Genomic DNA, 15,084 nt, shown 5'->3' with positions numbered 1-15,084 from the left:
TCACACTTTTCCGCACGGAATCCTGGACAGGTGTCAGGCGCGAAATGGCAGGATCCTGCGGAGAGGAGCTCGAGTGCCCGGTGTTTACATCGGCGCCAAGCACCTCTGGACCCGTCGTTGTCTGAGCAGACTCTTATGATCTTTGTCGACGACAACTTCTGCCTACACAGATCGGCCGACCTTTGACTTCGAGGACTGAGAACAGCGTCGTGACGACCGAGATAGAAGACCGAATTTCTCACCAGCTTCGCGGGTGGCGCGAATCGCTGATCGACCTGAGCAAGCGGCAGAAGCTGCTCTACTTCAAGCACCTGCGCGTGGGGACCCTGGAGATCCGGTCCGATTCCCTCGCCGACCTGTACGGCCGGGTCAACTCGACAAACCTGGTCCTCACGTCCGGCAAGGATGAGGATGGAACTGTCATAGCCCCCCGCGGTGGTGACACGCTGTACTGCCCGAACGTAACTGAGAAGGCGATTCAGAACGCCGCCACGGCGCTTCTGAACAAGGCTCGGGACGTCTCGACCGGCCAGGGTGTGTGGTCATTACATCTCGGCCTCGGGATGCTTCACTGGAACGATCCGGTGGCGGGCGAGAAGCCGGAATCGCCCGTCCTCATGATCCCCGTGGACATGAAGCGCGACGGTGTGGGGAAGCCGTGGAAGGTCGCCATTCGCGACGAGGAAATACAGTTCAACCCTGCACTCCGCCTGAAGCTCCGAGAGTTCGACATCACCGTCTCGGACGACGATGAGGCTGAATCCCCTGTGGATCTTCTCGCCGAGCTCGCCAGCAGTCTTCCTGCGGGATGGGAGCTTCGCGAGCGGACGGTGTTGGCAAACTTCTCATTCCCCAAGCTGGCGATGTTCTACGACCTGCGTGACAACTATCAGCAGATCTTGAACCATCCCCTGGTCCAGATGCTCGCGGTGGGATCGGACGCTCCGGCCGCCCACGAATTCCCCTTCGAACCCCGGCCCCTCTCGACCCTCGATACCTATCGCCCACTCGGGTCGTCGATGAGCATTCTCGATGCCGATTCTTCGCAGCGACAGTGCGTTGCCGCAGCTCTCGACGGACAGAGCTTCGTGATGGACGGTCCTCCCGGTACCGGCAAAAGCCAGACGATCACCAACATCATCGCCGAGCTGATCGCAGCGGGAAAGTCGGTTCTGTTCGTTTCCGAAAAGGTGGCGGCCCTAGAGGTCGTGGAGAAGCGCCTGGCCGAATCCGGGCTGGGGCACCTGGTCCTCAACCTCCACGGGGATCGAACCAGGAAGGAAGTCGCACAACACCTGGCTGAGACTCTCACCACGTCGGTATCCGAGCGGAGCCGGATGAATTCCGGTGACTTGGGGGCCCTCGCCGATTCGATCGACGATCTCACCAGTTTCGCCGCCGCCATGAACGAAAATCGTCAGCCACTCGGCAGGTCGCTCATCTCCGCCATCGGCGAGGTAGACCGCCGGGTGCAGGGGATCGCGCTGCCTCCCCTGAGCTCTCCGGTTGATGTCGAGCACCTGGACGACAAGGCGCTGAGAGAAGCGGAGAAGATCGCCGGCAGGTACGCCGAGAGTCAGACAGAGTTCAATGAGTTGACGGATCCGGTGTGGGTTGGGCTCGCGACCTCCACCCATTCCCGCAACGAGATTAACCTCGCAAAGCTCAACACCCGTCAGGCGGTCGATGCGCTCACCACCGTCCTGGACGCTGTGAGCACGCTCGACGAGGATTTCGACCTTCCCCCGGCAGCGAACATCGACGAGCTCGGACAGCGACTACGGCTCGCGGACCTCATGTGGGCACCACGGAGGGTGCCCTTCGAATGGTTCGCCAACGAGATGGCTTCCATCGCCGATCGATTGAATGAGTTGCTCGCGCTTCGCGACACGTGTGCAGCAGAGAGCCGGAAGCTCGACGCGATCGTCAAGGACTCCTGGCGGACGTGTGATGCACGTAACCTCCACGAACGGCTCACCGCCGCACTCGAACCGCTCAGCGGTCAGTGGAACGCGGATTCCGCCCGTGCTGCTGCAGCCGAGCTCGGCTCGTGCGCCCAACACCTCGCGGAGATGAAGGGTGCGCTGGGCTTACTGGTCCGGGCGTTCGGCCTCGACGAGGCGGCGGTGACCGGAGCCCAGGTCGCGCACCTCGTCGACCTGGCCGGACTCGCCACAAACCCGAACCGACCGCCCGCGACATGGTTCGACCCGGCGCGTCTGCCGCAGATTTCCGCCACCGTGGCGGCGATCGGAGAGGCGGCACGCGCAGAGGAGGACGCGCGGGCAAAGGCCTCGGAGTTCTTCCTGCCGTCGCTCCTCGGCGAGGACTTGCAGTCACTCGTACAGCGGTTCGCCGCGCACAAGGGGAGCGTCTGGTCGAAGCCCGGGCGGGCCGATCGCAAGCTGTTGAAGCAGCACACGGTCAGCGGCAAAGTGCCGAAGCGGATTATCGAGCAGTTGCCCAGTGCAGTGCAGTGGGAGGCGGCCGCGAACCGATTGTCCGCCGAGTGCGAGAAGGCGGCACTCGTCCTCGGGTTCGCTCCCGATCCGAGCGCTGAGTCAATCGAGAACTACATGTCGGCTCTCGATCTCGGCGAGACCGCCGTTCAGATCGCGGGACTCACCGTGCCGTTGGCTTCGGTGGCGGAACAGTTGGCGTCGGATGGGACTCCCGCTCCCACCCTCCTCCCGGCCGCACAGTCGGTCCATGAGCATCGATCAGCCGTCCATTCACACCTGGAGAACTCGGAAGTCCGCAGGCTCGTCAAGGCCTGGAATACCCTGCCGATCGATGCCACCGCGCAGGAGGTTCGTCGGACCCTGGATTCCCTCTGGAATCTCGCAGGCGTGTTGGCCGAGTCCTACGAAGCGTTGAGTCCTGGCGACGAGCCAGGTGCAGATTCGACCCGCGTCCTCTCGCTGCTCGTCCGCATCATCGAGTTGGGCGACAACGAGGCGGAACTCCAAGGGAAGCTCGACCAGCTGGGACTCAGCAACCCGCAAGGGCTCGATCGAGATGAACTGTTGGCTGATCTCGAGTGGGCTGAAGCGATCCGCGCTGCGGTCGGGCGGAGACTCGAGCGTGAGGACTACGAGGCGCTATACAGGGTGCCCCGCTTCTCGGCCGATGTGAACGACGCGCTCGCCGCCTATCGCGCCGCCGTCGGGGACTTTTTGGCGATGTTCGCAGCAGAGCGTCGGGACGAGCTCGCAGAGGAACTGGCCGGGACTCCGTCCCACTGCATCGATCTCCTTGCCAATGCTTCCGACGAGGCACCCCGGGTCATCCCCCTCGTGGACAACCTCGTTCAGTGCCGCTCGTTCATCGACGAACAGGGGTTGGGTAGGGTTGCGGACTTCTGTGTGGACAAGGACATGGAAGCGTCCAAGGTCTCTGACATCCTGGTGGGGGCGCTGCTCGATTCATGGATCGATCAGGTATCGCTGTCCGACCTTCGGCTCGAGCGGTGGCGCTCCTTCGAACGTAACCAACTCGTCGCCACGTTCGCGAATCTCGACCAGCAGCTCCTCAGGAGTGCCTATTCCAGGATCATCCGCGCGTACAACGGCAGAATCCGTGGCGTGTTGCAAGAACCCGGGGCACAGGTGATCATTCGCGAGTCCGAGAAGAAAACTCGTCACCTTCCGATTCGGAAGCTGCTTGATCGGTCCACGGATGTCGTCCAATTGATCAAGCCCTGCATGATGATGAGCCCCCTGACGGTGTCGAACTATGTCCCGGCCACGACGAGGTTCGACGTCGTAGTCTTCGACGAAGCGTCCCAGGTCAAGCCCGAAGATGCCGTGAACTGCATTTACCGCGGCCGACAGCTCATCGTCGCAGGTGATCAGAAGCAGCTACCTCCCACTTCGTTCTTCTCGGGTACCGACGACGAGTCCGACGAGGAATTGGACGACTTCGAGTCGGTCCTCGATTCCGCGAAGGCAGCCGGCCTGACTCCGCTGCCGCTCACGTGGCACTACCGATCCAGGCACGAGAGTCTGATCGCGTTCTCGAACCGAGCTTTCTACAAGGGACGCCTCCTGACGTTCCCGAGTGCCACCTACGAGGCCGACGACCTCGGTGTCAGCTTCCACCACGCGCATGGCGTCTACCGGCGGGGAACCTCCAGAGACAACCCCATCGAGGCCGCGAAGGTCGCCGAACGCGTGCGGTTCTTCGCAGAGAACTATCCTGACCTATCGATCGGCGTCGTCACCATGTCCGAGGCGCAACGGACCGCGGTTCAGGGCGCCATGGAGCGACTCGCGCAGGAAGCCTCCGCTATCGGGTCACTGCTGAATTCCGGAGCGGGGATCGACGACTTCTTCGTGAAGGCATTGGAGAACGTCCAGGGTGACGAGCGTGATGTCATCATCATGTCGATCGGCTACGGGCCCGATGAGCACGGCAAGTTCACGATGACGTTCGGGCCGCTCAACAAGAAGGGCGGCTGGAGACGGCTCAACGTGGCCATCACCCGTGCTCGCCGACGCCTCGAGGTCGTGGCCTCTTTCGAACACGACCAGTTGACTCCGGGGGACAACGAGACGCTTCGTCACCTCCGGCGGTTCATAAATTACGCGCAGAACGGTCCGGGCGTCCTCGCTATCGATTCCGAGGACAGCTTGGGCGGAACCGAGAGCGTTTTCGAGGACCAGGTCCTCGCTCAGATCGAGTCCTGGGGGTACGAGGTGGTGACCCAGGTCGGTGTGGCCGGGTACCGGATCGACATGGCCGTCCGGCACCCGGATCGGCCCGGCACGTATGCGCTCGGAATCGAATGTGATGGGGCCGCCTATCACTCGGCCCCGACGGCGCGTGATCGCGACCGGCTTCGTCATGCCGTCCTGGAGGGACTCGGGTGGCGTCTCCACCGGATCTGGGGCCTCAGCTGGTGGCGTGACAGGGACAATCAGGTTTGGGCATTGAAGCTGGCGATCGAGAACGCCATCGCCGACTCGGCCCCTGCTCACGAAGTCCATGTGAGTAGCGTGGGCGGCAGCGCGGCTGTTGACTCGGTGGAACTCGACTTCGGCGCATCGACCGATCGAGACGAGTCGGCCGACGAGCCTGACGGTGACCGATCGGTCGGCCAGGGTGGAGACACTGGCTCGCTTCCGACGTGGGTCCAGCCCTACGAGTTCGCCGAAGTCGCGCCGACCGTTCGAGATGGCGTCTCCTACAGTGCGTTTCTCGCGGCGCTTCTCGAAGAGGCTCCGGTGAGCGAAAACCGGATGCACGAAATGCTGAAGGCCTCGTTGGGCGTCGCCAGGGTGAAGCCGGAGCAGCAGGCACAGGTCATCGGAGAGATAGACAGGGATCCACGTTTCACCCGTGATGAACGAGGGTTCGTGCACGCCGTCGGTAAGCCGGTCGACTTCTTCCGCACGCCGGTCAATACCGGGGCGCGCACGGTTGTCACGGAGATCTCCGACCCCGAACTAAAGTTTGCAGCTATCCAACTAGTGGGCGAACACTTAATCATCGATCGCGAACGACTGGTGGAGGAACTCGTTCGCATCGCGGGGGATTCACAGGTGACCCGACCTGCCCGCCGAATCATCGAGAACGTCATGGAGCAATGTCATCTAGAGGGCTCCCTGACCATCGACGACGACGGGGCAATCTCCTGAGCTCCGCAGGACCGCGCCTCGGGTGGTTCCAGATACCGGGCGCAGCGATTATGGACCGGATACGGACCACGCTGAGGAGCGGCCCAGCCAATGAAGCCCACACCGGCAGGAAGGTCGTGGCCAGAGGCAGCGCAGCTCAATTCGAGTGATGAGGTTCATTCGACATCGCCCCGCCGCGACCTCCTCACCCCCCGCTCCTAGACTGTCCCCTCGGTGCCCGAGCCGCCGTCACCTACAGTCACCCACCCCGAGGAGCCCCACGTGGAGTACGCGCAGATCGAGGCGCTCCGCGAGCGGCATCCCGCCTGGCGGATGCTGCGCGCCACGCACGCGCCGCTGCTGCTCACGGTGCTGGGCCGGTTCTTTGTGGATGAGGGCCGGGGCGCCAGCCCGGAGGGCGAGCTGGTGGCGGCGCTGGACGACCAGCTCTACGCCATCAACGCCCAGGATCCGGAGAATCCGCGGTTCCTGCGCACGGCCGCCGAGTACCTGGCGGACTGGGCCGGCCCGGAGGCGGGCTTCCTGCGCCGCTTCTACCCGCTGGGCGCGGACGAGATCCACTACGACGCCACCCCGGCCCTAGAGAAGGCCTACGCCTGGGTGCAGGGCCTTGCCGAAACGTCCTTCGTGGGCACCGAGTCGCGCCTGCAGACCGCGGTGGACCTGCTGCGCCAGATCGCCCAGGGCACCGAGTCCGACCCCGCCAAGCGCCTGGACCAACTCGAGCGCCGCAAGCAGGACATCGAGCGCGAGATTGACCAGCTCCGCCAGGACCCGGCCTCCGGCCTGTTGGACCGCACCGCGGTCCGCGAGCGCTACCAGCAGTTCGCCACCACCGCCCGCGAGCTGCTGGCCGACTTCCGCCAGGTGGAGGAGAACTTCCGCGCCCTGGACCGCTCGGCGCGCGAGCGCATCGCCACGTGGCAGGGCAGCAAGGGCGAGCTGCTGGCCGAGCTCGTCCACGGCCGCAGCATGATCGACTCCTCCGACCAGGGCCGCAGCTTCCAGGCCTTCTACGACCTGCTGCTGTCCACCTCAGGCCAGGAGGAGCTGTCCATGCTGCTCGAGCGCCTCACCGGCATCGACGAGCTCGGCGCGGACCGGCGCCTGCGCACGGTGCACCACGGCTGGGCGGAGGCCGCGGAGCGTACGCAGCAGACGGTCCGCAACATCTCCGAGCAGCTGCGCCGATTCACCGACGACCAGGTGTGGCTGGAGAACCGGCGGGTGCTGGACCTGGTGCGCCAGATCGAGACGTCCGCGCTGCAGGTCCGCGAGGGCGAGCTCCCGGAAATCGGGCTGGAGCTGGAGGAGACTGCCGTCGACGTCGCGCTGCCCACGGATCGTCCGCTGTTCACCGCCCGGCCCGCCGCGGAGGTCAACAGCCTGCTCGATCCTGTGGACACCGAGGAGGTCGACACCTCGGTGCTGACCGACCAGGTCGTCGTCGACCCCGCCCGCCTGGCCTCCCGCATCCGGGCGCTGATCCCGGTCCGCGGCACCGCCCGCCTGGAGGACATCGTCACCATGTACCCCCTGCAGCACGGGGCGGCCGAGATCGTCGGCTACCTGGCGCTCAAGGACGACGACCTCGAGGTGACCACCAACGAGCACGAGGAGACCGTGATCCAGTACCACGAGGCCGGCAGGTCCATGCGTGCAGTGATGCCGCGGGTGGAGGTCAGGCGCCGATGAGCGAGGCACACCGCGCCGCCCCCGACCGCAGCGCATCCGACAGTGCTGGACCCGACCGCGCCGCCCCCGAACGAGCGGTGGCCGTCAGCGCCATCCGCCTCATGCAGGGCGTGGTCTACCAGGAGACCGACGCCTGGGACGACCTCGTCCGCCACCAGGGCGCCGTCCGCGACCACTTCGCCGTGGTCGGCCTGGAGGTGGTGATCGACGACGACGAGGGCTACGCCTACCTGCGCACCGCCGACACCCCGGAGGGCGAGGACGCGCTTCCCCGGGTGATCCGTCGCCGCAGCCTGACCTACGCCGACAGCCTGCTGCTGGTCCTGCTGCGCAAGCGGCTCGCCGAGTTCGAGTCCGCCGGCGATCCCGGGCAGTTGGTGCTCACCCACGACGAGATCGTGGAGATGATCCAACTCTTCCTGGCGCGCAGCACCGACGAGGCCCGCGAGGCCCATCAGGTGGACGCCTCCATCAACCGGCTGGTCGGGATGGGGTTCCTGCGCCAGCTCAAGGACCGCAAGGGCACGTGGGAGGTCCGCCGGATCCTCAAGGCGTACGTCGACGCCGAGACCCTGTCCGATTTCTCGGCCAAGCTCGCCGAGTACGCCGAAGCGGGGGCACAGAATGACTAGCGGCCTGACGAGCGGCACGGCCAGCGGCCTGTTCTCCCCGGTCGAGCTGGGGGTCAAGGGCCGGCCCGGGTTCCGCCTGGCCCGGCTGGAGGTCCTCAACTGGGGCACCTTCGACTCCCGGGTGTGGCACCTGGATCCGGCGGGGGAGACGCTGCTGCTCACCGGCGACATCGGCAGCGGCAAGTCCACCCTCGTGGACGCGGTGAGCACGCTGATGCTGCCCTCGCACCGGATCGACTACAACAAGGCCGCCGGCGCCGCCCGCAAGGAGCGCACCCTGCGGTCCTACGTGGAGGGCCACCACAAGACCGAGCGCAACGAGGCCACCGGCACCGTCCGGCCCGTGGGGCTGCGCGACGCGCGCTCGTACTCGGTGATCCTGGGCGTGTTCCGCAACGAGGGCTACGGCGACGAGGTCACTCTCGCGCAGGTCTTCCAGCAGCAGGACGCCACCGGCCAGCCGTGGCGCCGGTTCGTCACCGCCGACCGGGCGCTGTCGATCGAGGGCGAATTCACCGACTTCGGCACCGACCTGTCCACGCTGCTCACCCGGCTCAAGGACTCCGGCGCCGCGGTGGAGAAGGACTTCCCGACCTACGGCCGGGCGATGCGCCGGCTGCTGGGGATCCGGTCTGAGCAGGCCATGGAGCTGTTCCACCAGACCATCTCTATGAAGTCGGTGGGCGACCTCAACGAGTTCGTCCGCACCCACATGCTCGAACCCGCCGACGCCTCGGCGCGGATCGAGGGCATCCTCCGGCACTTCGAGGACCTCACCCGCGCCCACGACGCGGTCAAGCGGGCCCGGACCCAGCTGGACGCGCTGGAGCCGCTGGTCGAGTCCATCGAGACCTACGACGCCGCCCTCCGGCGCCGGGAGCGCCTGCGGGACGAGCGGATGGCGATCCGGCCCTACTTCGCCGAGCTGCGGCTGGCCCTGCGCCAGTCCGAGATCGACACCCTGGGCCACGAGGTCGCCACCGCCACCGCCGAGCTGGCGCGCATGCGCGAGCGGACGCAGGAGCTGGCCACCGAGCGCGATGGCCTGGTCACCGTGCGCGCCGAATCCGGCGGTAACCGCGTGGGGGATCTCGAGCGTGATGCCGCCGCTGCGCGGGAGCAGTTCGAGGAGCGTCGTCGTCGTCGGGACAGGTTCACCGACGCCCTCCACCGCGCCGGACTGGACCCGGTGACCGACGAGGCGGGGTTCACCCGCCTGGCCGAGCACGTCGCCGCCCGCCAGGCCGAGCTCGACACCCTGGCCGCCGATCTCAAGACCCGGCACGACGCCCTGGTGATGGACCACGGCGAGCGCCGGCGGCTGCTGCGCGAGGTGACCCAGGAGCTGGAGAGCGTGTCCGGGCGCTCGAGCAACATCCCCGCCGAGCAGCTACAGGTCCGCGACCAGCTGTGCACCGAGCTCGGCGTGGACGCCGCCGACCTGCCCTTCGCGGGCGAGCTGATGGACGTGGCCCAGGAGCACGCGCAGTGGCGCGGCGCGGCCGAGCGGGTGCTGCGTGGGTTCGCCCTGTCCCTGCTGGTGCCGGAGAGCCTGTACGCGGGCGTGTCCGAGTGGGTGAACTCGCGCCGGCTCACCGCCCGCCGTTCCGACGGCCGCGAGGTGGGCGTCCGGCTGGTCTACGAGCGGGTGCCCGAGCGGCACGTGCCGCTGCAGCGGCCGCAGGCGGCGGGGTTGCTGCTGGCCGACACCATCGAGATCGCCGACTCCCCGCTGCGGGGCTACCTGGCCAAGGAGCTCTACGCGCGCGCCGACCACCGGTGCGCGGAGACCATGGAGGAGTTTCGCGCCGCCGACCGCGCCGTGACCATCCAGGGGCAGATCCGGTCCCGTGGCTGGCACGTCAAGGACGACCGGCAGTCGGCCACCGACGCCCGCGGCTGGGTGCTGGGCTGGCGGACCGAGGACAAGGTGACCGCGCTGCGGTCCCGCCGCGCCCAGCTGGAGGGCGAGGTCGCCGAGCGGGCCACGAGGCTCGACGCCGCCGTACGCGACCAGGCCACGCTGGGGGAGGCGCGCACCGCGCTCATCCGCCTGGCGGAGTACACCACGTGGCGGGACCTGGACTGGGTCGAGGCCAAGGAGCGCGCCGAGTCCGCCGAGGCGGAGCGGCGCCGCCTGGTCGAGGGCAGCAGCGAGATGGCCGAGATCGACCGGCGGCTGGCCGACCTCGACAGCCGTAGGGCCGCGCTGGCGGAGGACGAGCGGGAACTGGCCGATCACCGCAGCCGCTGGCAGAGCAGCATCGACCACGAGACCCGGCAGATGGCGCGGGACCAGCGGGCCCTGGCCGAGCTCGACGACGAGCTGCTGTACGCCGCCCGGGAGGTGTACCCGCAGCTGCGCGAGCGCCTGGGCTACACCGAGGACAAGGGCGCCGAGTACGCCCAGACCGCGGACGAGGCCCACACCGCCGAGCAGGCGCTGGGCGACGCCGTGGACGCCGACGTGGAGCGGGCCCAGCGGGAACTCAACGCGCTGACCACCCGCATCCAGCAGGCCATGGCCGAGATCTGCCGGCGGTGGCCGGACCAGACCAAGGAGATGGACGCCTCGATCGCCGCGCGGGACGAGTTCGTGCGGTTCCACGCCCGCCTGGCCGACGACGACCTCCCGCGGTTCGTGGGCGAGTTCGAGGAGCAGCTGCGCAAGAACACGATCCGCGAGCTGGCCGGCTTCCACAACTGGCTGCTGCGCCAGGCCGACGACATCGGTCAGAAGATCGAGAAGACCAACGAGGCGCTGGGGGCGATCGACTTCAACCCCGGCCGCTACGTGCGCCTGGACCGGGAGCACACGGTCAACCAGGAGGTCCGCCAGTTCCGCGCCGACCTGCGCGGGGTCACCGACCAGGCATTCGGCGGCGAGGGGCAGTACTCCGAGGAGCGGTACGAGCAGGTCCGGGCCATCCTCGAGCGGCTGCGGGGCCGAGAGGGCCACAGCGACGGCGACCGCGCCTGGCGCTCCCGGGTCACCGACGTCCGCAACTGGTACACCTTCTCCGCCTCCGAGCGGGATCGCGAGACCGATCAGGAATGGGAGCACTACCGGGATTCCGACGGCAAGTCCGGCGGGCAGAAGGAGAAGCTGGCCTACACCATCCTGGCCGCGTCCCTGGCCTACCAGTTCGGACTGGAATGGGGAGCCGACAAGGCCCGCGACTTCCGCTTTGCGGTAATCGACGAGGCCTTTGGCCGCGGCTCCGACTCCTCGACCCGCTACGCGCTGGAGCTGTTCGCCAAACTCGGCATCCAGCTGCTGATCGTCACCCCGCTGCAGAAGGTGCAGGTGATCGCGCCCTACGTGCGGTCGATCGGGTACGTGGACAACGTGGACGGCCGCTGTTCGCGGCTGGTGCAGATGACGACCGAGGAGTATCACGAGTTGCGCGGGGGGCAGTGAGAAACTGGCCCTTCCGGATTTAGAGTGCGTTGATCCGGTTCTAAAGCTGTCCGGAGTGAATGAGCGACCGCAAGATGTAGTGCTTGAGGTTGCGGAAACCTAGGGCGATTCCGCGGAGGTGCTCGAGGCGCCCGGCCCGGATCGAGCGCAGGAGCTTGTACATCGCGATCTTGCCCTCCCGCTTGCCTGCGGCTTCGTAGGCGGCGATGAGTCGCTGGTAGACGCTGTAGGTGACCTCCACCGCCGCGTGCGCGTCATTGGCGGTGAACGCCTTGAACAGACGGACCTTCTGCTTGTCGGTCAGCAGCTCAGCGCGGGTGCGCAGGGTGCGGCGGATGCCGTACAGCGGATCGCCGGTCTGTCCCCGGTGTCCGGTGGTGGCCTGCTGGATGCGTTCGCGGCACACGGTGAGCTTGTCGGCGGCCAGGTGCACGACGTGGAAGGGGTCCATCACCGTCCGTGCTTCGGGGACGGCTTTGGCGGCGGCGGTGTGGTAGCCGGCGAATCCGTCCATCGTGACCACCTTGACTCGGTCTCGAAAAGCCTGGTCGCGGGCGTCGAGCCACTCGGTGAGGACCTTCGCCGAACGGCCCGGGACCATGTCCAGCAACCGGGACGGGCCGGTGCCGTCCACGACCGGGGTGAGGTCGACGAGAACGGTGACGAACGAGCTGCTGCCGTCGCCGCGCACGTGCTTCCATTTATGCTCATCGACCCCGAGAATGCGGACGCCGTCGAAGTGTCCGGGCTGCTCGTAGACCATGGAGCGGATCTTCGAGACCGCCAGGTCGTTGACCAGGTCCCAGCCCAGCCCGAGGGCCTTGGCCACGGCGGACACGCTGGTGCGGTCGATCGCCAAGCGCTGCAGGATCCAGCGGCTGCAGCGGCGGGTGGTCTTGGCCCGCGGCTCAGCCAACGCCGGCATCCGCTGCTGGAAGACCCTCGTAGCGCACTCGGTGTTGTCGCAGGTGAAGCGCGGTACCCGCACGTGCAGTCTGGTCGGGTGCCCGACGATCGGTAGATCCGTGACCTTCCGCTGGACGTGGTCCCGCAAACGGCCCGCCATCCCGCACTCGGCGCAGGTCGGGTCGAGTGTGACCGGGGCGCAGAACAGGTGCGTGAGCTCGTCAGCCACAGCGGCGTCGGTGATGGTCACCCCGAGTTCGACGGTGCGGCAGATGGTGTCGGCGAGCAGGCTGGCGGTAGCGTTCAAAGCGGGTCCTGGGGATGCGAAGTGCTGGTGTAGGAACTTGCATCTTCACACGCCCCAGGACCCCTACATCTTGTGCCTCACCGCATCACCGGCGAACCCCAGCTATGCACTCCGGATCCGGAAGAGCCGAGAAACTAACCGTCCGCACCCGCACATATTCGTTAGTGTTGTCTAATCGGGCCGGTGGAGAGTAAGCACGGCCGGTGAGAATGCACTGATGGAACTCAGGAGAACGTCGTGCATCGCCGCGGCTAATTGGTGTGGTAGTCAGCTGTTTTATAGGAGCCCGTTCTGGTTGGCGTACTCGAACGCCTCGCGTCCGTCAAAGAACTTCGTCCTCGGTCCCTGTCGGACAAAGAGGCCGCCCTTCTTCCTATCAACTTCCTGTTCGCAGAAGATTGCTTTAGGGCTCGCTTCAGCGTCTATTCGAATTAGCTGCCTGCCGCGAGGAGTGGGCCAACTGATCGAGAGCAAAGCAACCCCGGCCGCGCCGAGGTGAAAATTAAGCTTCTCGACCAGGAATAGGCCGAGTTTATCCCGAGATCCTTTGCTTTCTATGTCGGGCTCGATGCCGCGAACAGTTCCGTCGTCTTCGACTCCAATGAGGAGTGTTCCACCTCTTGAATTTAGGAACCCCATCACCGACTTTATTACCTGGTCGACGATCACTTTTTCGGGTTGCCCTTCGTGGACTGGTACCACTAGGGACGTTTTGAACTCGACGGCGTCACCCTCGCCGGCTTCAATTAGGTCACTCACCTCGACGGCGGAGCCGGATGCCAAGGTTGCCCTACGCCGAGCGAACTGGTGGATCTGGACTAGCGCTGTGAGTAGGCCACTTTCTGCGTACCGGCCCGACCTGAGTTCGACCAAACCGAGGCGCTCGAGTTCAAGATGCGCGAACTCGGGGTTCTCAACCAGGTCTGAAAAGTCGACCTCCTTATCGAGAAGCATGTCAATCGCCGCACCCTCGTCTGGGTATCGGTCTGCAATGTACTTTCTTGCCTGTCGTAAATAGGGTTTTGAAGCGCGCAAGTATTCGGCGGAGACGTCGTTTACCTCTGCTGCGGAGATGTGCTGGACTTCGATCGCCGTCTGATCCTTCCGCTTCGCTACTGCGGACGCCAAAGTTCGAAGGAGGGTGACATTGCCTCCTGACACTTGCGCAGCTTGCCGCACAGCTTCGCTATCCCAAATTAGACCGCGACGAGACCCAATCTGATTAAGAAGGGATGCCGATTCTTCCAGCGAGAGAGGTTCAAGATAGAAGGTGCGCGCAAATCGAAAGAGAGGATTCTCTCTGCCATATAATGTGTGTTCTTCAATGATTGCGTTCGCGAGTCCAACGAAGCCGAGATTGAATGATCCGAAGTTGGATCCTTGGTACTCTGACTGGGAGTAGTCCTTGCTGATCTTCCGCAATACCCCCAGGAATTCCACTACCTTCCTTTCTGTCTCGCTGCCAACTATATGCGGCGCCTCGGGCGAGCAAATGTGTTCAACTTCGTCGAGGACCAATAGTACGCTTACGCCCTTATAGCTCCTCGATTGAAGAAGGTGTCTGAGCGCGTTGTCGAACTCGTTGATTGTAGGCTGCGCGCTTAAGTTCGAAAGCTCTTCTACTCGGAGGCCCTTTCGTCGCGCCGCTAGTTTAATTCCTTTCGCAACTTCGGCAACCAACTGGCCAATTTTGAGATCTTGGATCGCAGGGAGGCCTTCGAGGTCTGCGTCGCAGACTAGCTGCTCCCTTTCTAATTCGGCAGTCTTCTCGAGCTTTTGTCGAAGCATATTGACTACCGATGTCTTGCCAGTCTTTCGCATCCCAAAGAGTCCGAACGCCGACCCCGAATTGACGCAAGTTTCGAGGTTGGTCAGTAGTTGGTCGCGGCCAAAGAACTGGTCGCCTTCTACCGGGTTCGTAATATCGTAAAGCTCTGCTTGGGCAACTCTTTGGGCGGTGATTTGGAATATCTCGCGGCCTGATTCGGGATCGGATAGCGGAGGAAGGGGGATGAAAGTAGTGGTCATGGCCCGGGTGACGTTATCTACCGATGCGACGAGCCGCGGCGTATTGGCGTTCAGATAGCAAATCCATTTCGTGACTTGTCTATCTCCGACTTGAGACAAAATTGAGGGGAGCGCTTGGGGCAACCGCGCTTGAACATCGTGATGCGGGGAATACAGGATCGGAACTTCGGTGTGTATTCCAAAACGCTTCTGCATGCCCTCGGAAAGTCTAAGGAGAACCAGCCAAACACCTTCGAACTGTAGTGGCTCCTTGATGGGGCCTGCATAGGTGAAACGGCACCCTAGCTGCAAGAAAGAAGCATGGTGATTCTTAGCGTGAGGGAATCTACTCTCCAATTCTTCAATTTGCGCACGAACGCGGTAGTTGTTCGGAAAGGGAACGCTTCCGATCCGCAGGGTGTCTACCGAATTGGTGTTAGCTTCTGGTGTCATAATATTTCTTTCGGTCCGAGTTGT

Annotated in this window: 6 protein-coding genes; 4 read left to right on the top strand and 2 right to left on the bottom strand. The window is 64.9% G+C overall.

What is annotated here, in order from left to right; genetic code table 11:
- Positions 1 to 209: 209 nt before the first annotated feature.
- The 4 genes from AC3DE3_RS03665 (at position 210) to AC3DE3_RS03650 (ending at position 11,387) form a co-directional block, all read left to right on the top strand.
- Positions 210 to 5,639, top strand: coding sequence for a DUF4011 domain-containing protein (locus tag AC3DE3_RS03665; RefSeq protein ID WP_488368985.1), 5,430 nt, complete (start codon positions 210 to 212; stop codon positions 5,637 to 5,639).
- 261 nt (positions 5,640 to 5,900) lie between these two features.
- Positions 5,901 to 7,334, top strand: a complete 1,434-nt coding sequence (locus AC3DE3_RS03660; protein ID WP_488368984.1) for a DUF3375 domain-containing protein — start codon at positions 5,901 to 5,903, stop codon at positions 7,332 to 7,334.
- The gene (locus tag AC3DE3_RS03655; protein WP_488368983.1) at positions 7,331 to 7,966 is read left to right on the top strand and encodes a DUF4194 domain-containing protein; all 636 of its coding nucleotides are present in this window, start codon (positions 7,331 to 7,333) and stop codon (positions 7,964 to 7,966) included. Before AC3DE3_RS03660 ends, AC3DE3_RS03655 begins: the two co-directional genes overlap by 4 nt.
- The gene (locus tag AC3DE3_RS03650; protein WP_488368982.1) at positions 7,959 to 11,387 is read left to right on the top strand and encodes an ATP-binding protein; all 3,429 of its coding nucleotides are present in this window, start codon (positions 7,959 to 7,961) and stop codon (positions 11,385 to 11,387) included. The genes AC3DE3_RS03655 and AC3DE3_RS03650 overlap by 8 nt, the downstream gene beginning before the upstream one ends.
- Before the next feature lie 40 nt (positions 11,388 to 11,427).
- Here the strand turns inward: AC3DE3_RS03650 and AC3DE3_RS03645 are convergent, their stop codons facing one another.
- Both AC3DE3_RS03645 and AC3DE3_RS03640 read right to left on the bottom strand, forming a co-directional pair.
- On the bottom strand, positions 11,428 to 12,600 hold the full coding sequence (locus tag AC3DE3_RS03645; RefSeq protein WP_488368981.1) for an ISL3 family transposase: 1,173 nt from the start codon (positions 12,598 to 12,600) through the stop codon (positions 11,428 to 11,430).
- A gap of 276 nt (positions 12,601 to 12,876) precedes the next feature.
- Entirely contained in the window at positions 12,877 to 14,628 is a 1,752-nt protein-coding gene (locus tag AC3DE3_RS03640; protein ID WP_396443664.1) for an RNA-binding domain-containing protein, read from the bottom strand.
- Positions 14,629 to 15,084 lie beyond the last annotated feature (456 nt).

The sequence above is a fragment of the Dietzia sp. IBK-p2-16D genome (assembly GCF_057773085.1).
This window is presented reverse-complemented; position numbering and strand designations above follow the sequence as displayed.

What these genes read in the sequence shown, in the direction of transcription:
- AC3DE3_RS03650 (WP_488368982.1), top strand. Translation starts at nt 7,959, where the DNA reads ATGACTAGCGGCCTGACGAGCGGCACGGCCAGCGGCCTGTTCTCCCCG.
- AC3DE3_RS03640 (WP_396443664.1), bottom strand. Translation starts at nt 14,628, where the DNA reads ATGACCACTACTTTCATCCCCCTTCCTCCGCTATCCGATCCCGAATCA.
- AC3DE3_RS03655 (WP_488368983.1), top strand. Translation starts at nt 7,331, where the DNA reads ATGAGCGAGGCACACCGCGCCGCCCCCGACCGCAGCGCATCCGACAGT.